This is a genomic window from Aureimonas sp. SK2, assembly GCF_029813115.1.
Classification (GTDB): Bacteria; Pseudomonadota; Alphaproteobacteria; order Rhizobiales; family Rhizobiaceae; genus Aureimonas.
Genome location: NZ_JAPZDS010000001.1, coordinates 226,131 through 249,222, shown reverse-complemented (window position 1 = coordinate 249,222; position 23,092 = coordinate 226,131). Strand labels below are relative to the sequence as shown.

22 protein-coding genes and 1 pseudogene are annotated in these 23,092 nt (G+C 68.2%); 5 read left to right on the top strand and 18 right to left on the bottom strand.

The features are described 5' to 3' along the window. Positions 1-41 precede the first annotated feature (41 nt). Positions 42-623 carry an HD family hydrolase gene (locus O5O54_RS01230; protein WP_279478697.1) on the top strand — a complete coding sequence of 194 codons (582 nt, stop codon included), beginning with the start codon at positions 42-44 and terminating at the stop codon, positions 621-623. After that, the gene (locus tag O5O54_RS01225) at positions 620-1,135 is read left to right on the top strand and encodes a tyrosine protein phosphatase (protein WP_279477918.1); all 516 of its coding nucleotides are present in this window, start codon (positions 620-622) and stop codon (positions 1,133-1,135) included. Before O5O54_RS01230 ends, O5O54_RS01225 begins: the two co-directional genes overlap by 4 nt. Here O5O54_RS01225 and recO read toward each other — a convergent pair. The 9 genes from recO to rpoZ form a co-directional block, all read right to left on the bottom strand. Then, on the bottom strand, positions 1,113-1,850 hold the full coding sequence (gene recO / locus O5O54_RS01220; protein ID WP_279477917.1) for a DNA repair protein RecO: 738 nt from the start codon (positions 1,848-1,850) through the stop codon (positions 1,113-1,115). The two genes, O5O54_RS01225 and recO, sit on opposite strands and share 23 nt — an antisense overlap. A 71-nt stretch (positions 1,851-1,921) precedes the next feature. Further along, a complete protein-coding gene (era, locus tag O5O54_RS01215) occupies positions 1,922-2,854 on the bottom strand; it encodes a GTPase Era (protein WP_279477916.1) in 933 nt (310 codons plus the stop codon). A 74-nt stretch (positions 2,855-2,928) separates the two neighbouring features. Continuing rightward, entirely contained in the window at positions 2,929-3,642 is a 714-nt protein-coding gene (gene rnc / locus O5O54_RS01210) for a ribonuclease III (protein ID WP_279477915.1), read from the bottom strand. Beyond that, positions 3,630-4,364 carry a signal peptidase I gene (gene lepB / locus O5O54_RS01205; RefSeq protein ID WP_279477914.1) on the bottom strand — a complete coding sequence of 245 codons (735 nt, stop codon included), beginning with the start codon at positions 4,362-4,364 and terminating at the stop codon, positions 3,630-3,632. Before lepB ends, rnc begins: the two co-directional genes overlap by 13 nt. A gap of 93 nt (positions 4,365-4,457) precedes the next feature. Continuing rightward, positions 4,458-4,862 carry a holo-ACP synthase gene (gene acpS / locus O5O54_RS01200; protein ID WP_279477913.1) on the bottom strand — a complete coding sequence of 135 codons (405 nt, stop codon included), beginning with the start codon at positions 4,860-4,862 and terminating at the stop codon, positions 4,458-4,460. After that, a complete protein-coding gene (locus O5O54_RS01195) occupies positions 4,859-5,422 on the bottom strand; it encodes a DUF2062 domain-containing protein (RefSeq protein ID WP_279477912.1) in 564 nt (187 codons plus the stop codon). The genes acpS and O5O54_RS01195 overlap by 4 nt, the downstream gene beginning before the upstream one ends. Before the next feature lie 84 nt (positions 5,423-5,506). Continuing rightward, a complete protein-coding gene (pyrE, locus tag O5O54_RS01190) occupies positions 5,507-6,085 on the bottom strand; it encodes an orotate phosphoribosyltransferase (protein ID WP_279477911.1) in 579 nt (192 codons plus the stop codon). 38 nt (positions 6,086-6,123) lie between these two features. Then, entirely contained in the window at positions 6,124-8,319 is a 2,196-nt protein-coding gene (locus tag O5O54_RS01185; RefSeq protein ID WP_279477910.1) for a bifunctional (p)ppGpp synthetase/guanosine-3',5'-bis(diphosphate) 3'-pyrophosphohydrolase, read from the bottom strand. Between the two features lie 115 nt (positions 8,320-8,434). Next, positions 8,435-8,848: a DNA-directed RNA polymerase subunit omega gene (gene rpoZ / locus O5O54_RS01180; RefSeq protein ID WP_279477909.1), complete on the bottom strand. Its 414-nt coding sequence runs from the start codon at positions 8,846-8,848 to the stop codon at positions 8,435-8,437. Between the two features lie 211 nt (positions 8,849-9,059). On the opposite strand from rpoZ, the gene O5O54_RS01175 reads away from it, so the two are divergent. Together O5O54_RS01175 and O5O54_RS01170 are read left to right on the top strand one after the other, a co-directional pair. Continuing rightward, positions 9,060-9,656 (top strand): NYN domain-containing protein, encoded by a 597-nt coding sequence (locus tag O5O54_RS01175; protein WP_279477907.1) that lies wholly within the window; start codon positions 9,060-9,062, stop codon positions 9,654-9,656. After that, the gene (locus O5O54_RS01170) at positions 9,653-10,342 is read left to right on the top strand and encodes a uracil-DNA glycosylase (protein WP_407061635.1); all 690 of its coding nucleotides are present in this window, start codon (positions 9,653-9,655) and stop codon (positions 10,340-10,342) included. Before O5O54_RS01175 ends, O5O54_RS01170 begins: the two co-directional genes overlap by 4 nt. A 2-nt stretch (positions 10,343-10,344) precedes the next feature. Here the strand turns inward: O5O54_RS01170 and O5O54_RS01165 are convergent, their stop codons facing one another. The 6 genes from O5O54_RS01165 to dapA all read right to left on the bottom strand — a co-directional run bounded on the left by O5O54_RS01165 (position 10,345) and on the right by dapA (position 15,908). Then, positions 10,345-12,288 carry a bifunctional diguanylate cyclase/phosphodiesterase gene (locus tag O5O54_RS01165; RefSeq protein WP_279477905.1) on the bottom strand — a complete coding sequence of 648 codons (1,944 nt, stop codon included), beginning with the start codon at positions 12,286-12,288 and terminating at the stop codon, positions 10,345-10,347. Further along, positions 12,285-12,788 (bottom strand): oxidoreductase, encoded by a 504-nt coding sequence (locus tag O5O54_RS01160; protein ID WP_279477902.1) that lies wholly within the window; start codon positions 12,786-12,788, stop codon positions 12,285-12,287. Before O5O54_RS01160 ends, O5O54_RS01165 begins: the two co-directional genes overlap by 4 nt. 173 nt (positions 12,789-12,961) lie before the next feature. Continuing rightward, the gene (locus O5O54_RS01155; RefSeq protein WP_279477900.1) at positions 12,962-13,636 is read right to left on the bottom strand and encodes a CHASE3 domain-containing protein; all 675 of its coding nucleotides are present in this window, start codon (positions 13,634-13,636) and stop codon (positions 12,962-12,964) included. 184 nt (positions 13,637-13,820) lie between these two features. Next, entirely contained in the window at positions 13,821-14,402 is a 582-nt protein-coding gene (locus O5O54_RS01150; protein WP_279477898.1) for a peroxiredoxin, read from the bottom strand. A 62-nt stretch (positions 14,403-14,464) separates the two neighbouring features. Further along, on the bottom strand, positions 14,465-14,944 hold the full coding sequence (gene smpB, locus O5O54_RS01145; protein WP_279477895.1) for an SsrA-binding protein SmpB: 480 nt from the start codon (positions 14,942-14,944) through the stop codon (positions 14,465-14,467). Positions 14,945-15,023: 79 nt separating this feature from the next. Next, positions 15,024-15,908 carry a 4-hydroxy-tetrahydrodipicolinate synthase gene (gene dapA, locus O5O54_RS01140; RefSeq protein WP_279477894.1) on the bottom strand — a complete coding sequence of 295 codons (885 nt, stop codon included), beginning with the start codon at positions 15,906-15,908 and terminating at the stop codon, positions 15,024-15,026. Between the two features lie 284 nt (positions 15,909-16,192). Between dapA and O5O54_RS01135 the strand changes: the two genes are divergently transcribed. Continuing rightward, positions 16,193-18,400, top strand: a complete 2,208-nt coding sequence (locus O5O54_RS01135; RefSeq protein ID WP_279477891.1) for a lytic transglycosylase domain-containing protein — start codon at positions 16,193-16,195, stop codon at positions 18,398-18,400. A 138-nt stretch (positions 18,401-18,538) separates the two neighbouring features. On the opposite strand, the pseudogene O5O54_RS22405 reads toward O5O54_RS01135, so the two are convergent. From O5O54_RS22405 to O5O54_RS01125, 3 genes and pseudogenes are all read right to left on the bottom strand, one after another. Beyond that, a pseudogene (locus O5O54_RS22405) lies at positions 18,539-18,685 on the bottom strand (NUDIX domain-containing protein); the annotation flags it as partial. Between the two features lie 143 nt (positions 18,686-18,828). Then, positions 18,829-20,073: a porin gene (locus tag O5O54_RS01130; RefSeq protein ID WP_279477889.1), complete on the bottom strand. Its 1,245-nt coding sequence runs from the start codon at positions 20,071-20,073 to the stop codon at positions 18,829-18,831. 391 nt (positions 20,074-20,464) lie between these two features. Beyond that, positions 20,465-23,092 carry an AAA family ATPase gene (locus O5O54_RS01125; protein WP_279477887.1) on the bottom strand — a complete coding sequence of 876 codons (2,628 nt, stop codon included), beginning with the start codon at positions 23,090-23,092 and terminating at the stop codon, positions 20,465-20,467.

Below are 23,092 nucleotides of genomic sequence, written 5' to 3'. Positions count from 1 at the left end.
CAGCGGCCAAACCGGCCAAGCCGCCGCGCGTCTGGCAGCGGATGCTCTCGGGACGGCGGCTCGACCTTCTCGACCCCTCCCCGCTCGACATCGAGATCGAGGACATTGCGCACGGGCTCGCCCGGGTGGCGCGCTGGAACGGGCAGACCACGGGCGACCATGCCTTCTCGGTCGCGCAGCATTCGCTGATCGTCGAGGAGATCGTCGGCGCGCGCGAGGCGGACCCGCGCTGGCGCCTCGCGGCGCTGCTGCACGACGCGCCCGAGTACGTCATCGGCGACATGATCTCGCCCTTCAAGACCGTGCTCGGCGGCGACTACAAGGGCGTCGAGGCGCGGCTGCAGGCGGCCGTTCACCGGCGCTTCGGCCTGCCGGCGGAGGTGCCGCCAAGCGTCAAGCGCGCGATCAAGGCGGCGGATCGCGTGTCGGCCTATTTCGAGGCGAAGCTTCTTGCCGGATTCCAGCCTGCCGAGGCGCAGGCCCTGTTCGGACGGCCGAGCGGCAACCCTCCGGCCGCCGACCGCTTCGTGCCCCAGCCCGCGGCCGAAGTCGGACGCCGCTATCTCGAACGGTTCCGCTTCCTCGACGCGCTCGCGGGCGGCATCAAGGCAAAGGTTCCATGAGCTACCTCGTCGTGTCCTCGCTCGCCGACCTCCACGCCACCGTCGCCGCCCACGGCGCCGCCGATGTGGTGACGCTGATCAACGCCGACACGGTGGTCGAGCGGCCCTCCTCCATCGCGCCCGAGCGGCACCTGTTCCTCGGTATGAACGACATCGCCGCGCCGGCCGAGGGAATGACCCATCCGGCCGCCGAGCATCTCGACAAGCTTCTGGACTTCGGCCGCCGCTGGGACCGGGACAAGCCGCTGGCCGTGCATTGCTGGGCCGGCATCAGCCGTTCGACGGCGGCGGCCTACATCCTGGCGCTCGCCATCAATCCCGAGCTGGACGAGGCGGAACTGGCGCAGGAGCTGCGCCGCCGCGCGCCGTCGGCGACGCCCAACCCGCTCTTGGTGAGCCTGGCGGACGAGAAGCTCGGACGTGGCGGCCGGATGGTGAAGGCGATCGCCGCCATCGGACGCGGGGCGGACGCCTTTTCCGGCACGCCCTTCATCCTGCCGCTGAAGCTCTAGCCCGCGAGATGACGCCGAGCGCGCCGATGCGCGCATCGGGCTCCCTCAGCGCGCGCGGCTCCCAGACGTGGCGCGCCAGAAAGAAGCCGGTCATCCGGAAGCCGTCCGCGACGTCGGACAGGACCGGCGCGGCCTCGCCGCCCTTCAGAAAGGCGGGCAGCGGAAGCAGTCGGTCGCGCCAGGGCTCGCCGGCCTCGCGGCTCACGGCGCGGCCGGATTTGGGCGAGACATAGACAAGATCGTCGCTCCCGCCGGTCGCAGCGCAGGTCGAGAGGTCGAGGCCGAAGCCGAGCTCTTCGAGGAGCGCGATCTCGAAGCGCAGGATCAGCGCACCGGCCGCGACGGGATCGTCGAGATGCTCGACGATGAGGGCCAGCGTATCGAAGAGACGAGGGTGGGCGTCGCGCTCGGGCAGGAGACGCAGATGCGCGGCGAGGAGTTGGATGCCGTAGAGACCGACCGCGCTTTCCATCAGCCGCGCGGCGCGCAAGGCGACGGGCTCCACCGTCATGAAGCCGAGATGCTCGTCCAGCCGCGCCCGCCAGTTCACCTCGACCGTGTTGCCGGGCTGGAGGACGGGCTGAAGCTTGCGCGAGCGCCCGCCCCGCACGAGGCCGAGATGGCGGCCGCGCGAGCGCGTCATCACCTCGGCGACGACGCTCGTCTCGCCCTGGCGGCGCACGCCGAGGACGATACCTTCTTCACGCCATTCCATGGACGACCAGGGGTTCCGTTGCGGCTGACTGTCCCCTGAATATAGGCATGCGAGCCCCTGCCCGCACGCCCTCAGCTATGGAAGTCGAGGCCCATCTCGCGATAGCGCTCGGGGTCGTCGCCCCAGTTCTCGCGCACCTTCACGAACAGGAAGAGGTGGATCTTCTGCTCGGCGGCCTCGGTGATCTCCTTGCGGGCGGCCGAGCCGATGGCCTTGATCGTCTCGCCCTTGTGGCCGAGCACGATGGCCTTCTGGCTGTCGCGCTCGACATAGATCGTCTGCTCGATGCGCACCGAGCCGTCCGGCCGCTGCTCCCAGAGCTCGGTCTCGACGGTCGAGGAATAGGGCAGCTCCTGATGGAGGCGCAGATAGAGTTTCTCGCGGGTGATCTCGGCCGCGAGCTGGCGCAGCGGCAGGTCGGAGATCTGATCCTCCGGGTAGTACCAGGGGCCTTCCGGAAGGCGTTCGGCCAGGAAGTCCATCAGGTCGTCGCAGCCGGAACCGGTCAGCGCCGAGATCATGAAGACGCGTTCGAACTCGGCCTTGGCGGTGACCTCCTGCGTCAGCCCGAGCAGCTTGTCGCGCTTGATCCGGTCCACCTTGTTGAGAAGGAGGACCTTCGGCTGCTTCACCTCGGCGAGGCGACCGAGGATCGCCTCGACCTCCTCGTTGACGCCGCGATCGGCGTCGATGATCGGCAGGACGATGTCGGCGTCCTTGGCGCCGCCCCAGGCGGTCTTGACCATGGCGCGGTCGAGCCGGCGCTTCGGGTTGAAGACGCCCGGCGTGTCCACGAAGACGATCTGCGTGCGGTTGCGCATGGCGATGCCGCGCACCAGGGCGCGGGTCGTCTGCACCTTGTGGGTGACGATCGAGACCTTGGTGCCGACGAGCTGGTTGACCAGCGTGGACTTGCCGGCATTGGGCGCGCCCAGAAGCGCGACGAAGCCCGACCGCGTCGGCCCCTGGGGCTCGGTCGTCGGGGTGTCGGCGTCTGGGGTCATCGCGTCGTCGGTCAAATCGGATCTCTTTCAAAAGGGCGCAGAGCGCGCAGGGTATGCAATCGGAGGATCGGCTCTCAAGCCGGTTCGGGCTCCCACACGCCTTCGCGCAGGAGAATGGCTTCCGCGGCCTGCTGTTCCGCCACGCGCTTGGACGGGCCGCGCCCTTCGGCGGGCTCGATCCCCTCGATGGCGGCGCGCACGGTGAAGACGGGTTCGTGGTCGGGGCCGGATCGATCCAGGAGCTCGTAGCGCGGCGGGGTGCCCGCGCGCTTGTGCGCCCATTCCTGAAGCTCGGTCTTGGGATCGCGGCGGGCCACCTGCGGCCCCGCGAGATGAGGCGCCCAGCGCTCCAGCACGAAGGCGCGGGCGACCTCCAGGCCGTGCTCCAGGTAGATCGCGGCGATCAGCGCCTCGACCACGTCGGCGCGGATCGAACGGTTCTTGCCGGCCGCCGCGCGCTTCAGGTCGGCGCCGTGGCGGATGAATTCGGCGAGGCCGATCTCGTCGGCCACGATCGCGCAGGTCTGGGCGCTGACGAGCGTGTTGAGCCGAAGCGAGAGATCGCCCTCGTCGGATTTCGGATGCGTCTCAAAGAGCTTCTGCGCGATCACGAGGCCGAGCACCCGGTCGCCCAGAAACTCCAGGCGTTCGTAGCTCGCGTCCGTCGCGGAGCGCTTGAGGCTGGAATGGGTGAGCGCGCGCTGGAGGCGCGCGCGGTCTGTGAACGCCAGGCCGAGCCGCGCCTCCAGCCGGTCCAGGGCCTCGGCGCCGGCCTTTACCCGAGCCATGTGAAGATGCGGCTGGGCCGCAGGCTCGACGGCCACTCCCAGACTTCGAGCGGCGACGCGTCGTTCTCCATGGAGAAGAAGATCACCTGCGCCTTGCCGACGAGGTTCTCGAAGGGCACGTAGCCGACGTCGAACCGGCTATCGAGCGAGTTGTCGCGATTGTCGCCCATCATGAAATAGTGGTCGGCCGGGACGACGAACTCGCGCGTGTTGTCGCCCACAGAGTTCGGCTCCGCGTCCAGCGTGTCGTAGGTGACGCCGTTCGGCAGGGTCTCGCGGTACTTCGGGATCTGGGTGCCCGATTCGGTGGTGAAGAACCCGTCCGGCACCTTGGGCACGGCCTGGCCGTTGATGAAGAGCACGCCGTCGCGCATCTGCACGCGGTCGCCCGGCAGGCCGACGAGACGCTTGATGTAGTCGGTCTGCACCTCGTTCGGCTTGCGGAAGACGATGATGTCGCCGCGGTCGGGCTGAGAGCCGAGGATGCGGCCGTCGAAGAGGTCCGGCGACAGCGGGAACGAGTATTTGGAGAAGCCGTAGGACCACTTCGAGACGAAGAGGTAATCGCCGATCAGGAGCGTCGGCATCATCGAGCCCGAAGGGATCGAGAAGGGCTGGAACAGGAAGGTTCGGATGACCAGCGCGAGCAGCAGCGCCTGGACGACGACCTTCACCGTCTCCCCGAAGCCACCCTTGTCCTTGCTGACGGCGCGATCGACCATGCGCTTTTCGTTCCCGATTGCCGTGCGCGCCCCTGGCCGCACCACGGCTCTAGTAATGTCTTGTTCAGATTTGGGCAACGGGCTCGCGAGCCCTCACGCCCCTTCCGGCAGCGCCTCGATGATGACGAAGGCCTGGGCCAGCGGGAAATCGTCGGTGATGGTGACGTGGATCACCGCACGATGGCCCGCCGGGATCAGGGTCGAGAGACGCGCGGCCGCCCCGTTGGTCAGCGCCATGGTCGGCTTGCCGCCGGGCAGGTTGACGACGCCCATGTCGCGCCAGAAGACCCCGTGCGCCAGACCGGTGCCGAGCGCCTTGGCGCAGGCCTCCTTGGCGGCGAAGCGCTTGGCGTAGGAGGCCGCACGCTGGGCGCGGCGGTCGGACTTGGCGCGCTCGACGGGCGTATAGACGCGGTCGAGAAAGCGGGTCCCGTGCCGCTCCAGCGTCTTCTCGATGCGCCGGATGTCGATCAGGTCGCTGCCGATGCCGACGATCATGGTGCCGGCTCCGCGGCGGGCGCGCCGGATGCCTTATGGGCGCGCGCCGCCTGGAAGCTGCGGACGCCGACCAGGACTAGCCCGTAGGCGAGGACGGCGAAGACGAGGCCCAGCGGGATCGAGCCGATCAGCATGGGCTTGAGGTAGGGAGCCCAGATCGCTGCGATGTCGCCGTGGGACAGGGCGGCCCCGAGGCTTTCGGGGGCGTGTCCGTCGGGGATTTCGGCGGCCAGCATGAAGCGACCCGCCTCGAAGGTGGCGCCCCAGATCAGCGGATAGGTCACGGGATTGCCGATCAGGCATCCCAGCACCGCCGCCGGCAGGCTGCCGCGCAGAAGATAGGCGATGACGCAAGCCATGACGAAGTGGAAGCCGAGCAGGGGCGTGAACGTCGCGAAGACGCCGGCCGCGACGCCGGCCGCGATCGCATGGGGCGTCGCACGCAGGCGGAGCACGCGCTTCTTCATGTAGAGGAGCGAGCGCCGCCACGAGCGGCGCGGCCAAAGCGCGGCGCGCAGCTTCTGCGCAAAGGTCTCGGGCTGGCGGCGCCTGAAGAGCATGGACGTCCGGTTCCTGGGAACGGCAGGCACTCGTCGGATCGAGGAGCGCGGGGCGCCCCGTCGCCCGAGCGTGCCATGCCGGGGCTAGAGCGAGCGGCTACCGGGCTTGATGGGCGCAATTGCGGCAAGTTCGGGCGGCAGTTCGTCCGGGGCGTAGCTCGGCACCTCGTATTCGGCGAGCGACACGAGCGGCACGCCGACATCGACTTTTCCGGCCGAGCGGTCCACCACGCAGCCGGCGGCCAGCACCTCGGCGCCGAGATCGCACAGGCACTCGATCGTCTCGCGGATCGAGAGGCCCGTCGTCACGATGTCCTCGACGATGACGACCCGCGCTCCACGCGGGATCTCGAAGCGGCGCAGACGGAACACGCCGTTCTCGCGCTCCACGTAGATTGCGGGGGCGCCGAGATGGCGCGAGGTCTCGTAGGACGGGATCAGGCCGCCGACGGCGGGACCGACGATGTAGTCGATCGGCCCGTCGATCCGTGCCCGCAGCTTCTCGGCCAGAGCCTTGCAGAGCACCTCGGTATATTGCGGGTGCATGAAGACGCGGGCCTTCTGCAGGAAGACCGGGCTGCGGCGCCCGGACGTCAGGATGAAGTGTCCCTCGAGATAGGCGCCGGCCTTGCGAAAGATCTCGATGACGTCTTCGGTCTGCATGTCCGACGGTTCCTGCTGGTGCGCAATGCCTTCGGAGATCAGCCGTTCACACGAATGGCGTCGGTCACGCAAGACTTCGCCCGCAACTGATTGAGCGTGCGGGTGAGGTGCTGGAGGTCCCAGACCTCGAGATCCAGCACCATGACCGTGACGTCCGGGGCCGCCTGGGTCATCGAAAGGTTGTGGATATTGGCGTCGTTGAGGGCGATGGTCTCTGCGATCTCGGCCAGCGTGCCCGGCTCGTTCAGCGCGGCGACGCGGATTTTGGCCGGAAAGCGTGCGGTCGCCTCGGCGTCGAGGTCCCAGCGCACGTCGATCCAGCGGTTGGGCGACTCGTCGAACTCGGTGAGCGCCGGCGACTGGATGGGGTAGATCGTGATGCCCTTGCCCGCCTCGAAGATGCCGACGATCCGGTCTCCCGGCACCGCGCCGTCCGGCCCGAAGCGCACCGGCAGATCGCCCACCGCGCCCCGGATCGGAAGCTGCACGAGGCTGTCGTCGCCGCCCATCTCCTCCGGCACGCGGAACACGAGGCCGATCGCCGAGCGGATGTTGAACCAGCCGTCCTTCTCGGCGTGAAGCACGGTCTTGGCGGCCCGGCTGTCCTGGAAGTCGGGATGGACGGCGCGAAACACGTCGGCGGAGGACAGCTCGCCCCGCCCGACCGCGGCCAGAGCGTCGTCCAGCTCGCGGTGCCCGATCTTGCCAAGGTAAGGCTTCAGCCCGTCGCGGGTGAAGGTCTTGCCGGCGCGGTGGAAGGTCCGCTCCAGGATCTGCTGTCCGAGGCCGCAATACTGCTTGCGGATGGCGTTGCGGGCCGCTCGGCGGATGGCCGAGCGCGCCTTGCCGGTGACGGCGACGCTCTCCCAGGCCGGCGGAGGCGTCGCGGCCTTGGAACGGATGATCTCCACCTCGTCACCGTTCGTCAGCTCCGTCACGACGGGCATGATGCGCCCGTCGATCTTGCAGCCGACGCAGGTGTCGCCGACGTCGGTGTGGACCGCATAGGCGAAGTCGATCGGCGTCGCTCCCCGCGGCAGGGCGATGAGGCGCCCCTTGGGCGTGAAGCAGAAGACCTGGTCCTGGAACAGCTCGAGCTTGGTGTTCTCCAGGAACTCCTCGGGCGTGTCGCCTTCCGACAGCATCTCGATCGTGCGCCGAAGCCAGGAATAGGCCTCGGACTCGGTCGACAGGGCGACCTGCCCGTCCTTGTAGAGCTCGTGCGCGGCGATGCCGTATTCGGCGACGTGGTGCATCGAGCGCGTGCGGATCTGCAGCTCGACGCGCTGGCGGGACGGGCCGACGATCGTGGTGTGGATCGACCGGTAGCCGTTCTGCTTGGGGATCGAGATGTAGTCCTTGAAACGGCCCGGCACGAGCGGCCAGGTGCGGTGGACGATGCCGAGCGTCCGGTAGCAGTCCTCCTCGTCGGCCACGATCACGCGAAAGCCGAAGATGTCGGAAAGCTGCTCCAGCGACAGCGCCTTGCGCTGCATCTTGTTGAAGACCGAATAGGGCTTCTTCTGCCGGCCGGAAACGCTCGCGACGATCCCCTTCTCCTTCAGCCGTTCGGTCAGGGTCGTCTCGATCTGGGCGATGGTCTCGGCATGGCGCTCGCGCAGTTCGGCAAGGCGCGCCGTGACGGTCGCGAAGGCTTCGGCGTTGAGATACTGGAACGACAGCGTTTCCAGTTCCTCGCGCATGTCGTGCATGCCCATGCGCCCGGCGAGCGGCGCATAGATCTCCATCGTCTCCTCGGCGATGCGCGCGCGCTTCTCCGGCTTCATGTGATGAAGCGTGCGCATGTTGTGCAGCCGGTCGGCGAGCTTGACGAGGAGGACGCGGATGTCGTCGGCGATCGCGAGCAGGAGCTTGCGCAGGTTCTCCGCCTGGGCCGTCTTGCGCGACACGAGGTCGAGCCGCTTGATCTTGGTCAGCCCCTCCACCAACGTGCCGATCTTCTGGCCGAAGTGCTGGTCGAGTTCCTTGCGGGTGGCGTCCGTGTCCTCGATCGTGTCGTGCAGGAGGGCTGTGGCGATGGTCGCCTCGTCCAGGTGCAGCTCGGTGAGGATGGCCGCCACTTCCAGCGGGTGCGAGAAGTACGGGTCGCCGTTCACGCGCTTCTGCGCGCCGTGCTTCTGCATGGCGTAGACATAGGCGCGGTTCAGGAGGCCTTCGTCGAGGTTCGGCTTGTAGGCCGCGACACGCTCGACGAGTTCATACTGACGCATCATGCCGGAATGCCTGGACCGCTCGCGCAAAAAGGAAGGGCGCCCGGCTCGTCGCCGGGCGCCCCTTCAATATAGGTTGCATTGCGGTAGAACCGGAAGGCCCAACGCGTCGCAGGAATCAGAAATCGTCGTTCTTTTCCGGCGGGATGAGGCCTTCGATGCCGGCCAGGAGATCGTCCTCCGACATGCGGTCGAAGGCGACGTTGTCGTCGTCGTCGGACGCGGCGGCCGTCGCGGTCGAACCGTCCTCGGCGCTCTCCGTGATGGCGCCGGCGACGGGCGCCTGCGGCTCGGGCTCGTCCACCTCGACATGCTTCTGCAGCGAGTGGATCAGGTCTTCCTTCAGGTCGTCGGGCGACAGGGTCTCGTCGGCGATCTCGCGCAGCGCGACGACCGGGTTCTTGTCGTTGTCGCGGTCCACGGTGATCGGCTGACCCTGCGCGATCTGGCGAGCCCGGTGGCTGGCGAGCAGGACCAGTTCGAACCGGTTCTCGACCTTATCGACGCAATCTTCTACGGTGACGCGGGCCATGCCTGTCTCCTTGGGAACGGACGCAGTAAGCTGAACCGCCCGTGTAACCCCTTGACTTCTGGAGCACAAGGGGGCAGCCGCGTTTGACGCCGCGATCCACCGACCGATAATGCTCGCAGGCGGGGCGCAGCCGCCCCGAACCGCGCCGACCAGCCCCGACCGACGGGCGCGCCCTGCCCGCCGCCCCGCCCCATGCCGCGAAGGTTCCCTCATGTTCGACAACCGCGAGAAGATCGCCCTCTTCATCGACGGCGCCAATCTCTATGCCGCCTCCCGCGCCCTCGCCTTCGACATCGACTACAAGAAGCTGCTCCTCGCCTTCGGAAAGCGCGGCTACCTCCTACGCGCCTACTATTACACGGCGCTGATCGACGACCAGGAATACTCCTCCATCCGCCCGCTCGTGGACTGGCTCGACTACAACGGCTACCGCGTCGTGACGAAGCCCGCCAAGGAGTTCACCGACGCGCAGGGCCGGCGGCGCATCAAGGGCAACATGGACATCGAGCTGGCGGTGGACGCGATGAGCCTCGCCGACACGGTGGACCATTTCGTGATCTTCTCCGGCGACGGTGACTTCCGCTCGCTGGTGGAAGCGCTTCAGCGCAAGGGCCGCAAGGTCTCCGTGGTCTCGACGCTCTCGACCCAGCCGCCGATGATCGCCGACGACCTGCGCCGCCAAGCCGACCAGTTCATCGACCTGCGCACGCTCCAGCCGGAGATCGGCCGCAGCCAGGCCGAGCGCGAGGCCAGGCTGGCCCGCCGCGCGGAAATGGAGGCCGACGCGGCGAGCGAGGACGAGGCTTGACCAGACCCTTCACGCACTCCCCGTCCCTGCCCGGCGCGAGGCCGCCGGAGGACTGCCCGCTATGCCCGCGCCTTGCCGCCTTCCGCCACGAATGGCGGGCCAGGGAGCCGGACTGGTACAATGCGCCTGTCGACACGTTCCTGCCGCGCGGCGGGGCCGAGACCGTGGAACTCCTCGTCGTGGGCCTCGCACCGGGCGTTCGCGGTGCCAACCGGACGGGACGCCCCTTCACCGGCGATTATGCCGGGGATCTCCTCTATACGACCTTGAAGAAATTCGGCTTCGCAACGGGCGAGTTCGAGGCGCGGCCGGACGACAGCCTCGAGCTGCAGGGCGCCGCCATCACCAACGCGGTGCGCTGCGTGCCGCCGGAGAACAAGCCGACCGGCCCCGAGATCAACACCTGCCGGCGCTTCCTGACGCCCACGATGGAAGGGCTGCCGCGACTTCGCGCGCTGGTCACGCTCGGCCGCATCGCGCATGATTCAACGTTGCGGGCACTCGGCGTGCGCCTCAAGGACGCGCCGTTCAGCCATGGCGGCGCGCACGACCTGAACGGTCTGCGGGTCGTCTCCAGCTATCACTGCTCGCGCTACAATACGAACACGGGGGTGCTGACCACGGCCATGTTCGAGGACGTGTTCCGAACCGTGCGCGAGCATCTCGACGAGGCTCGCGCAGCCTGATCTCAGGCGACGCACTCCGCGCGGAAGGCTTCGTTGGCGATCGTAGGAGACAGGCCTGCGGGCTGCGAGGCCTCCCGCGCCAGCCGTTCAAGGACACGGGCGACCGGCAGCGGGCGGTCGAAGAGGTAGCCCTGCCCGAGGCCGCAGCCAGCCTGCGCCACGAAATCTCGATGCTCTGCCGTTTCGATGCCCTCGGCGACGATCCCAAGCCGCAGGCGGCTCGCCAAATCGCAGACGGCGGCGATGATCGCCGAACTGTTCTTGTCGATGCGGCATCCTTCCACGAAGGACCGGTCGATCTTCAACTTGTCGAAGGGAAAGCGTTGGAGATAGCTCAACGACGCGTAGCCCGTGCCGAAATCGTCGAGCGCGATCCGGCAACCGAGAGCTCGTAAGCCCTGCAGCGTCTCGATGGCGACGCCATCGTTGTCGACGAGGGCCGTTTCGGTGATCTCGATCTCCAGACGCTCCGACGGCAACCGATGGGCGGCCAGCGCCTGCGCTATGAAGGCGACGAGGCCCCGGTCGGCCAGTTGGCGAGCCGACACATTGACGGCGACGAAGATATCGGCATTCCAGGAGGCCGCCTCCTCGATCGCGCGGCTCAGCACCCAGCGACCCATGTCCTGAATCAGGCCGCTTTCCTCAGCCAGCGGAATGAAGGTCGCGGGCGAGATCAGTCCGAGTTCCGGATGCTCCCAGCGCAGAAGCGCCTCGAAGCCGAGGGTGCGATGCGTGCGCAGATCCACCACGGGCTGGAATTCCAGATAGGTCTCGCCACGTTCGGCCGAGCCCCGGAGTTCGCTTTGGAGCCGGCGGCGGTCGAGAAAGGCCTGCATCATCGCCGGCCGGAACTCCGTGACGCCGCCTCGCCCCGCCGACTTTCCCTCGTGCAGAGCGAGGTCCGCCTCCTTCAGGAACATCTCGGCCGTATGGGCTGCGTCGGATGCCTTGAGCGCCCGGAAGCCTATCGTCACGGAAACGTGGATATGTCCGCAGTCCGCCATGACGGGCCGCGACATGTCCTCTTCGATACGCGCGCAGGCCGCCAGGCTTCGCTGCCGCGCATAGACACCCTCGAAGAGCACCGCGAACTCGTCGCCGCCGATGCGAGCGATCAGCGAGGCGTCGGGTGCGGCGGCGGACAGACAGTCGGCAATGCCGCGCAACACTTTGTCGCCGAAGTCATGGCCATGAAGATCGTTGAGCGCCTTGAAGTTGGCGACATCGACCAAGATCATGCTCCGGCTGCGATCTATGCGCTGGCGCTCGAGATAGGTCCCGAACGCCAGCCGGTTGGCGAGTCCCGTCAGGGAGTCGGTCCGGAGAGTCCGGTCGAGGCGGTTGTTCTGGCGTAGCACGAATGCGATCAGAGCTGCACCGAACAGGAGCAGGATGAGGGTCACGCCGGTGAGGGCACCGAAAATGTTGCGCAACCGCGTCTGGGTCTGCGCGACGTTGTCGCCCGCCATCGCATGCGAACGCGAGGTCATGCGTGCCAGCGGCTGGACCAGCGGCTCGAGTACGGCCACCGCCTTCGCTGCCGCAGCGTCACTCGGCATCTCGCCGAGCAGCGTGGTTATCTGCCGCTCCGCCTCGACCAGTCGCGGGTAGAGTTCGCCCTTCATCTCGGGATGGGGAAATGTTCCGCTGCCCAGAAGGCTGACCCGGTTCTTAAAGATGTCCGCCCGCAATCTCAGACCGTCGATCCCCGTCGCCTCGTTGGCCGTCGCGAAGGCGATCTGCAAGCGCAGGAGTTCGGCGAGGGTCTGTCCCGCGTCGAACGTGCGGTTGTAGCGCGAGGCCTCGTCGATGCGATTGAGGTAGCCAGCCGCGAGGACGCTCGCGATTAGGACCCCCGCCGCCAGCAGAGCCGTGACGGTCAAGAGCCCGAAGCGCACCCGCGCGAAGCGGCTGGGAAGCGGCAACCGTGCAAGCGCGGTCATGTTGTGACGACAACTTCGGACAATTGCCATACGGCACGGCTGTAATAGGCCTGATGCCTGAGTTCCGGCCGATCGTCGAAGGGGAAGAGGAGGAAGATCGGACCCTTGTCGCTGATCGGCATGGCGACGCCGTTCTGATGGGTCGCGAACAGGCCATCAGCCGCGACGACCTCATCGATCGAAGCCTCGACCATGTAGTCGTTGAGAGCGATGAGCTGGGCGTTCGCACCTCGCCTTTCCACGGCCGTGAAGAGATTTTTGGCCGATACGCCCGAGAAGTCGACGGCGTCCTGGTGCCATGGCGTCGCCGTGCGGATATGGGTCTGCGGCAGAGCGGCGAAACTGACCGCGTCGAAGACCCGCTCGCCAGGCCCCTCTCCAGCTCCGATCTCACCGCTGACACGCAGGAAAGGGGTTTCCGACGCCGCATTGGAATGCCGACTCGCGAGACCGAGCAACGAAAGGGAAAGACCCTGGACCAGGACGCGGCGAGTGACCATGAAACCTCCTGCAGGGCTCCGTGATTTAGCCAGCTTCAATTAAATTCCGATGAATCGACAGAACCTGAGGTTTCTTCACACGTCCGGCGTCAATGTTATACGGCCTGACAACCTGGAGCCTCCCCTGACTCCGCTGGCATCGAGACGTCTCGGCAGGTTCTCGCTTTCGAGCCCTATGCGCTTCCCATCTTGCGCCGCTCCCGGCGCGCCAGATGGATCTCCACTCCCGTGCGGACAGCAAGCGAAGCGAGTGCGATGGACAGGGCAACGAGCCGAACCCGGTTCTCATCGCGATCGACCAACGAGTCTCGCACCGCCAGCAGGGACTTCTCCGTCTCGGTGATCTCGCCGATCACGTGACGGATCTCGTCCATCGTTGCGCGCTCCATCATCGCGACAGCCTGCTGCTGCGCGGCGGGAAAGCCGTCTCGCTCGAAGAGCACCACCGATTGCGCGAGTTCGCCGAGTTTTGTGTCGATCAGCCCGTCGAGCCGATCGATCCGCGCGAGCTGTCCGGCATTGTCGGACACGAGGCCGCGCAACTGACGGCGTATCGGCTCGAGCCGCCTAAGGGCCTTCTCGTAAGGGTCGAGGAAGCGGCGATCGCCGCTGATCAGGAAGCCGCGCTCGCCGGTCTCGGCATCGTCAAGTCCGATCAGAACATCCTTGGTCGTTTCGATCACGCGATAGGTATGGACCACGAGGTCGCGATGATCGCCGAGAAGATCGTGCGTCCAGGTCGTTGCCACGACGCCCGCTAGAATGACGATGCCGATCGGCACCGAACGCAGGACGAGCGCACGGGTCAGCCACCGCCGCCTGACCTCAGCCCACGATGGGAGACCCATGCTCTCGAACTCCTGCGCACGCTCCACTGGCCGCCCTCGGCGACCGGGCCGTCGTGAGGGCGGATGCTCGCAGGCCATTGTTGGGCGGCCAATCGAAGTAGCAAGGACCGGCGCTCGCCTTCGGCAGCGCAGGCGAGCGCCGGACGACTCCGATCGCCGGTTGGCAAGAGAGAAGCCTCGCAGGTCAGTGCCTGTTTCGTTCCGCCCTGTCTTGTCGTCGCAGCCACTCTGCCACGTCGGCGGCGCTGCGGTCGGGCGGAAACACCGGGTAGAGGGCGGCTATGATCTCCCCGTCGCGCGCGATCATGGTCAGGCGTTTCAGGAGGGTCTCGCCATCGGCCTCGAAAGTCGGCAGATCCAGCATCTCCTGGAACTCGAGAGCCGCATCCGAGAGAAGGGGGAACGGCAGGTGAAGGCGCTCGGCCGCCTCGCGCTGATAGGCCGTGGTCTGGGTCGAGACGCCGTAGACGGCGGAGACGCCGAGTTCGCGCAGATCGTTCCAGTGGTCGCGGAACGAACAGGCCTGCGGCGTGCACCCGCGCGCGCCGGGGATCTCGTTCCAGCCGCCCGGCAGGGGCGCGCCGGGACGCCCGGTCATGGGATAGGCATAGACGACGCAGAGGCCCCGGATCGCGGACAGGTCGACCCGGCCGCCGGCGGTGGACGACAGGGCGACCGCCGGGAGCCGGCGTCCGACGAGGTGGGACGCGCCGCCGTCGTCGGTCGGCGGTTCGAGCCCCTCCGGCAGGGTGGTGAATTCGGTCATCGCACGAACCTCCCTTTTGGAGGGGAGGTTAGACCGCGTGCGCGCGAGCGCAAGAGCCCTCGTCAGTCGCGGCTGGCTTCCTTCATCACGCGCTGCTTCTGGCGGTTCCAGTCGCGCTCCTTCATGGACTCGCGCTTGTCCGGCGCGTTCTTGCCGCGCGCGACGGCCAGTTCCAGCTTCGCCCGGCCCTGGTCGTTGAAGTAGATCTTGAGCGGCACGAGGGTCATGCCGTCGCGCTGCACGGCGCCGGCCAGCCGGTTGCGCTGCGTCTTGTGGACCAGCAGCTTGCGGCGGCGCTTGGGCTCGTGGTTGAAGCGGTTGGCCTGGAGATATTCCGGTACGTAGGAGTTGATCAGCCAGATCTCGCCGTCCTCCTCCGTGGCGTAGGACTCGGCGATCGTCGCCTTGCCGAGGCGCAGCGCCTTGACCTCCGTGCCCGTCAGCACGATGCCGGCCTCCAGCGTGTCCACGATCTCGTAGTGGAAGCGCGCCTTGCGGTTCTCCGCGGCGATGTTGGACTTGGATTTCGGCAGCTTGGCCATGGATCTCGGAAAATGCCCGGAAGGAAAGGAAGGCGCCGTGGGCGGCACCTTCTCTAGATGGGCCGGAAGGGCCGCTTTATCAATTCAGGAGGCCGGCGTGGCGCAGGGCCGCATCGATCGCCTGCTCGGTCGCGCTTTCCACCGGCACCAGCGGCAGCCGCACGCGGTTGCGGCCCTGGCCGATGCGCGACAGGGCGTATTTGGTGCCCGAAACGCCCGGCTCCATGAAGATCGCCTTGTGGAGGGGCATCAGACGGTCCTGGTATTCCAGAGCCTTGGCGAAGTCGCCGGTGAGACACGCCTCCTGGAACGCGGAGCACAGGCGCGGCGCGACGTTGGCGGTGACCGAGATGCAGCCGCGACCGCCATGCGCCATGTGGCCGAGCGCCGTCGCGTCCTCGCCCGAAAGCTGGATGAAATCCTTGCCGCAGGTGATGCGCTGCTCGGGAACCCGGTCGAGCTTGGCCGTCGCGTCCTTCACGCCGATGATGTTGGGAAAGTCGTGCGCCAGACGCCCCATCGTCTCCGGCGTCATGTCGATCACAGAGCGCGGGGGGATGTTGTAGATGATGATCGGCAGCGTCACCGCGCGGGCAATCGCGGCATAGTGCTCGTAGAGGCCGCGCTGGGTCGGCTTGTTGTAGTAGGGCGTGACCACGAGCACGCCGTCGGCGCCCGCTTCCTCGGCGGAGCGCGCGAGGTCGATCGCCTCCACCGTGTTGTTGGAGCCCGCGCCCGCGATCACCGGCACGCGGCCCGCCGCCGTCTCGATGCAGAGCTCGACCATGCGCTTGTGTTCGGCATGGGAGAGCGTCGGGCTCTCGCCCGTCGTGCCGACGGGCACGAGCCCGTGCGTGCCCTCGCCGATCTGCCATTCGACCAGGGCGCGGAAGGCGGCCTCGTCCAGGCTGCCGTCCTCGGCGAACGGCGTTACCAAGGCCGTCATCGAACCCTTGAAGGTCATGTCGTCACTCCCGTCGACGTGCGGATGAAGGTGCCGAAGCGACGTCGGGCGTGCTCGGGTCGGGCGATGGGATCGGAGTCCCCGCCGCACGCTGGACGGCCGGAGACGTGACCGATCGTCCGCGCGGACGGGCGCACCATAAAGAAGCCATCACGACGAAACAAGCGAAGGGGATGGTACGAGTTGGGAAGGGTTTACGCCTTCTTCACCGCGTTCGGGCAAGCTTTGGTCAACCATGGCGCCCGTGTTCGCGCGGGTGTGGCAGCATTGCAGCAGGAGGCCAGATGACACGTTCGACCCGAGCCCGACTGATTCTGGCGCCCGTCCTTGTGTCGGTCCTCCTGACGGGAACCGCGCCCGTCGCCTCGTTCGAGATGCCGCGCCTCGGGCTGCCCGAGGTGAAGATGCCCAAGCTCTTCGGCCGCAAGGAAGCGCAGCCCGATCCCGGCCGCTTCGGCGCGCCGCCGGCCGCCGCCCCGTCCTCCAACCCGCTGGTGCGCCGGCCCCAGGCGCCGGCGCCCGCGGCCCGGCCCGGCGCCGCCCCGACGGACGCGATGGCCTTCACCTCGTCCATCGCCGCCATGGGCTCGCGCGCGTCCAAGGTCGCGCCGATCCGAGGCGACCTCCAGGCCGGGCTCGACGCCACCCATCGCGACATCCCGCGCGCGCTCGCCATCCGCGAGGGCATGACGCCCGGCTCGCTCGACCGTCACATCCTGTCCTGGGCCATCGCGCTGCGCGGCACCAGCGACGTGCCGGCGGCCGAGATCGCGCATACGGCGCTGGAGCTTCGCAGCTGGCCGGGCATGTCCACCATCCGCGCCAACCTGGAGCGCGCCCTCCTGCGCGATCCGATGCCGGCGCGCGACGTCGTGTCGGCCTTTGCCGGCGACGCGCCGCGCACGCCCGAAGGCGCGATGGCTCTCGCCCAGGCCTATCTGGCGCTCGGCCAAGCCGGCAAGGCCAAGGAGTTGATCGTGCGCTCCTGGCGCAACGACCGGCTGGACAAGTCGCTGGAGAGCCGCATGCTTTCCAGCTTCGGCGCGCTGCTGACCCGCGCCGACCACAAGTTCCGCATGGACAAGCTGCTCTATGCCGACCGCGTGGGCGACGCCTCGCGCGTCGCCAAGCTCGCCAACGCAGAATCGCTCTTCAAGGCGCGCGCCGCCTCGATCCAGGGCGCGGGCAATGCCGACGCGCTTCTGGCGGCGGTGCATCCGAGCCTGAAGTCGGACCCGAGCTACCTGTTCACCGCCGCCGAGAACCTGCGCAAGAAGGACCGCATCGTCGAGGCCGCGGCGATCCTGGAGAAGGCGCCGCGCGACCGGACCGCGCTTGTGGATGCCGACGCCTGGTGGAACGAGCGGCGCATCATCTCGCGCATGCTTCTGGAGAAGGGCGAGCGCCGCGCCGCCTACCGTCTCGTCGCCGCGCACTCCGCCGAGGGCGTGACCGAAGCGGTGGAGGCCGAGTTCCATTCCGGCTGGTACGCCCTTCGCTACCTCAACGATGCCGGCACCGCATCCAAGCACTTCGCGAAAATCGCGCAGATCTCCTCGCGCCCGCTCACGCAGTCCCGCGCCTTCTACTGGATGGGCCGCGCGGCGGAAGCCGGCGGGCCGGGCAACGCCCGCGAATACTACGGCCGCGCGGCGCGCTACGGCGCGACCTATTACGGCCAGCTCGCGGCGGCCAAGCTCGGCCGGGCGCCCGGGGCGATCGACTATCCCAGCCCCTCCGCGGGCGAGCGCCGCACCTTCGAGAACCGCGAGGCGGTGCAGGCGATCAAGCGTCTGGAATCGATCGGCTCGCCCTGGCGCGCCGACAGCCTCTACCGCGCGCTCGCCGACGAACTCGACAGCCCCGGGGAACTTGCGATCCTCGCCTCCATGGCCGAACGGCGCGGCGACCACAGCCTGGCGCTCGGCGTCGGCAAGGCCGCCTATTCGCGCGGCGTCGACGCGCCCGCCCTCGCCTTCCCCATCGGCGTGATCCCGGCCAGCGCCAACATCTCCGCCTCCGGCAAAGCGCTGGCCTACGCGATCGCGCGGCAGGAAAGCGCCTTCAACCCAACGGCGAAGTCGCCGGTCGGCGCGCTGGGCCTCCTCCAAGTCATGCCGGCGACGGGCCGGAGCCTCGCCAAGAATGCCGGCCTTTCCTACTCCGACTCCAAGCTGCAGAACGACGTGTCGTTCAACACGCTGCTCGGCACCCAGTATCTCGGCCAGCAGATCTCGAACTTCGACGGATCCTACATCCTGACCTTCGCGGCCTACAACGCCGGGCCGCGCCGCGCGCGCGAGTGGATCGATCGGTTCGGCGACCCGCGCCGCAAGTCGATCGACGAGGTGGTGGACTGGGTGGAGCTGATCCCCTTCACCGAGACCCGCAACTACGTCCAGCGGGTGATGGAGAACTATCAGGTCTACAAGATGCGTCTCGGCGCCGGTTTCGACATCGAGCGCGACCTGACCCTTGGTCGCCGGGGCTGAACCGGGGCGCACCTTGCGAGCAGACGAAGACCCGGCTTTCGGAAGGAGGCCGGGTCTTTCCTTATGTAGACGCCTTCTTGACGGCGACGAAATGCCGGACGATGGGCCGCATTCCGACGGGGGACTGCCGAGGCAGTGCGGCATGGCGGACGTCGTCACGCCACTCTCTTCCCGCAACTCCCGGATAGCCGCAGCCTTGCGGCTCGTCCCGGCTTCGATCCCGCCCTTGACGCGCTGCGCCTCGGCCAACGGGGAAGCGGAAGGCAAGGATGTCCCCCGTATCACCAGACCGGCGAAGCAGAACGGCGCAAATCTTCAGCGTATCGGCGATGGACGAACTTTCGGGGGACGGCTTCCGCCTGACTGCGGCCCAAACGAAAAAGGCCCGGCTTTCGCCGGGCCTCTCGTTTCCGATCCGATCGCTCGGATTAGAAGTCGCGCTGGAAGCGGAGGAAACCAGAAACCTGGTCGGTGTCGCCGATCGGGCCGCCGAAGTCGACGTTCCGGTAGGAGACTTCCGCGAGGGTCGCGAAGTTGTTGGTGATCTGGTAGCCGACGTTGCCGACCAGAGCGTAGTACTCGCCCGACAGATCGACCGGAACGACACGGCCGTTCGGCGCGAGGGTCAGGAAGCGCGTGTCGAAGGTCTCGCCGTACTGGCCGGAGACCGCGAGGCCGAGCTTGCCGAACGCCTGGGCGTAGCCAGCACCGGCGGCCCACTCGAGAACGATCGGAACCGAGCCCGGGGTCGGGTTCAGGATGTTCGGGTTGTTGGCGGAGAAGGTGTTGACCTTGGCCAGACCGTCGATCGTGGCGTAGACCGTCGGGTCGAAGGCGTAGTGACCCTCGATCTTGAGCTGCGAGTCGGCCGCGATCAGGTCCTTCAGCAGCACGCCGCCCTTCAGAGCGAAGGCGTCGTTGTTGCCGTCTTCCAGCAGCGTCGGGAAGAAGCCCGTGAGCGTCAGGAAGTTGAAGTTCGAGCCGAAGATCGACTGCAGGTCTTCGCGGTTGAAGGTCTCGTCGTAGACGGCCGACAGGTACGCACCACCCCAGGCGCCCGAGTAGACGAGCTTGCCGTGGATGTCCGGAACCACGTCGCCGGTGCCGTCGTCTTCGAGGCCGATCGTGGCCGAGAAGCCGCCCGCGGCGAAGGTGTAGGACACCTGGTTGGTGTTGAAGTCGCCGACCACGAGGTCGGTGTCGGTCAGCAGGCCGTCCTCGATGCCGCCGATGCCCGACGACCAGAGGGTGTCACGGTAGCCCATGAGCAGGCCGCCGAGCTGGATGTAGGCCTGGTCGATCGCAACGCCATTCGACGCGCCCGAGGTGTTGGTGGCCTGGAGACGGGCGAAGCCGCGCAGGGTGCCGAGCTCGGTCTCTTCGCGAGCGTCGAAGTTCAGACGGGCGCGGACGCGGGTGGCGAGCTGGTAGTCGTCGCCTTCGAGGTTGACGGCCGGGTCACCGGCGACGTTCACCTGGAAGCGGACGTAACCGCCGACCGAAAGGCAGGTCTCGGTGCCGGGGATGTAGTAGAAGCCCTTGCCGTAGACGTCGCAAACGCGGACGTAGTCGACCGGCTCGGGCTCGACGGCGACGATGGCGTCGGCCGCGCGAGCGCCGGAAACTGCGACGAGGGCCGCAGCGGAGCCGAGAAGAAGGCTCTTGATGTTCATGTCCTGACCTCCAGTCAAGTTATAGGTTAGGGTTGGGCTTTTGTTTCGAAGGACAGCCTTCCCTGCCCCATCCCCTGCAGAAGTCCGGGTCGTCCCCCGCTCTTCTGACCGTGAGAATATTCAGGCTGGCTTGGGATGCAATCACGGAAAGGACATAAGGCCGCCTTGGCGGCGTGTTGGTCACACCGCTGTTGCACCGGCGACACGATCTGGTTGATGCGACGCGACGAATTGCGGCCGTTTCGAGTGAAAGCCTGCGCGAGCCTGACCAAAGCCTTCCGTTGCAGGGCCTTGCAAAGGTTGGAGCAATCTCCGCAGGCCGCCCTGCGCGCCCCGGCCGGACCTCCGCCGCCGCAGCGCAGCACCGGGCAAGCGCCGCAGGCGCGCCATATCAAAGGCGAAAGATGGGCGCCCCGATGGTGCGGAAGTCTCGCTCGCGGCAGGTCAGGATAATAACCTGGAGTCCTTCGGCCGCCTTGCGCAGGACATCGTGCATCCGCTCCAGCCGGCGCTCGTCGGTATTCACCAGCGCGTCGTCCAGAATCACGGCGGCGGGATGCCCGCCCTTCTTGATCACGTCGGCAAGCGCGAGACGTGTCACCACGGCCACCTGCTCGCGCGCGCCGGCCGACAGGCGGCGGAAGTCCTCGTCGACGCCCCGGCGCCGGACGCCGGTCAGCTCCAGCGTCGCCTCGTCGAGCGCGATGTCGGAATCGGGATGGATCAGCCGCAGATAGGGCGCGACATGGGCCTTGATCGGTGCGAGCCAGGATTCGTGCGCTTCGCGCTGCGCCTGCAGCAAGGTCTGATGAAGAAGCCGCGAAGCGTCCGCTTCCAGCGCGAGGCGCGACCGGAGCCGCTCGGCCTGCTCGATCTCGCCTTCGAGTCGGGCGATCTCCTCGTCCAGCGCGTTGGCGCCTTGCACGCGCAGCTCGCCTTCCAGCGTGGCGATCTCGGCGCGCAGGGCGGCCAGAGCGCGCTCGATCTCCTCGCGCGCGCGCCGCTTGGCGGCGACCGTGCGCTCCACGGTTTCGGGGTCGCCTTCCGCCAGCGCGCGCCGCCGCGCTTCGGCCACGACCTCTCGTGCCGCGCGTTCGAGTTCGGCGGCGGCCAGATCCTCTTTCAAGGCCGACAGCGTGCGCGCGGCTTCCGCCGCATCGGCCTCCGCGCGCAGGCGGTGCGCCTCCGCGTCGAGATGGGCGGCGCGTGCCTCCCGTCCGACCAGCTCGGCCTCGGTGGCGCGCAGGTCGCGACGCGCCGCTTCGAGCGCTCCGTCCGCACGCGACACGCGCTCTCGCGCGGCCTGGGCCGCCAGGCGCGCCGGCTCGAGGTCGCCCGGCGCGACGGCTGGATCCGGCGACGCCAAACGGTCGGCCGCCTCGCCGAGGGAACGCCGTTCCGCCTCCGCGCGCTCCAAACCCGCAGGCAGCCGCGCCGCCAGCAGCTCGCGCAGGCGAGTCGCCTCCGCGGTCCGCTCCTCGGCCTCGCCCGTGGCCCGTCGCGCCTCGTCGACGCTCGCCGAGGACAGAGCGGCAAGCCGGGCCGCGAGCTTGGCGCGTCCGCGCGCCACCTCGTCGGCCAGCGCAGCCGAGCCGCCGCCGGGCTCCACCGTCACGAGGCCGAAGCCGGTGAGGCGATAGGTCGTGCGCGCCGCGACGGTGAGGGCTTCTGAGGGGTTCACCGCCGCGCCGTCGATCTCGATCCGCGCGCCCGGCTCGTCGGGCGCGAAGGTGACGGTGGGCGACGCCGCGGAGAGGCGGATCTCGGCCTCGCGGAGGCTCCGCTCGATCTCTTCCAGCTCGCCGAGTTCCCGCCGGGTCGGGGCACGCCGGGCGCCCTCGCGGGAGATCGCCTCCAGCCGTTCGGCCAGTCGCCGCCCTTCGGCGAGCTGGGCGTCGAGCCGGTCGATATCGCGGATCAGGCGGTTGCGCTCGTCGGCGACGCGAGCGGCCTCCGCGCGGCTTTCCGCCTGCGCGAGGGCCTCGCGCGCGGCTGCATGCGCCCCTTCGAGTTCCGCGAGATGCCGCCGGTCGCGCTCGGCCGTCGCCCGGTGCTCGGCAAGCCGCGCGCGTTCTTCCTCGCCCTGACCGGCCGATCGCGCGGCGGCATTCAGCAGCGTCTCACGCTGCTTCAGCCGCTCGCCGGCGTGCTCGCGAAGGCTCAGGGCATGCTTCAGCTCGCGCTCGGCCTCCGCGCAGTCGCGGCGCAGGTCCAGGAGCGCGCGCTGGTCGGCCTCGGCCCTGGCGAGAGCGGCGGCGGCCTGCCCGACCGCGTCCTCCTCCTCGTAGGAGCGCAGGACGGAGCGGCGGTCCGACAGGCGCTGGAGCTTGCCGCGATAGTCGGCAAGGCTCGCACGGCGCTGCGAGAGTTCCTCCCGCAGCTTTTCGAGCCGCTCTTCGGCCTCGCACAGGGGCGAGTTGCCCTTCACCCGCAGGGTCTCGGTGAAGAACCGGTCCTGCCGCGCGCGGGACGCGGCGAGCAGGGCACGGCCGCGCTCGCCGCCGAGGACATGACTGACCTCGCCTTCCAGGGAGGCCGTCACGGCATCGCGGCCAGCGCCGAGGTCGAGCCCTTCGGTGGAGCGCCCCTGGTCGACCCAGAGAAGGCCGAACGTTCCGACGAAGTCGCCTTCCTTCGGCTTGCGCGCGCCCGAATGGGTGAAGCGCAGGAGTTCGGCCAGCCGCTCCTCCACCGCGTCGCCCTGCAGCCGCCCGCCGGGCCAGACCAGCTCGGCCTCGGGCTTCTGAAGGAAGGCCTTGCGCAGCTCGTAGTCGGTGCCGCCCAGCGAAAAGGCGATCTCGACCTCGGGGCGCACCTGCCGGCCGTAGGGAAGAAGCGCGCGCGTCGCCTCCCCGCTGGACCGGTGCTTCTGGAAGAAGGCCGCGCGAAGCGCCGTCAGGACGGTGGACTTGCCGGCCTCGTTGTCGCCGACGACGACGTTGAGCCCGTCCTCGAACCGGTCGAGCGTCATGGCGGACACGCCGGCGAACTCGCGCAGGCTGAGGGATCGCAGATACAT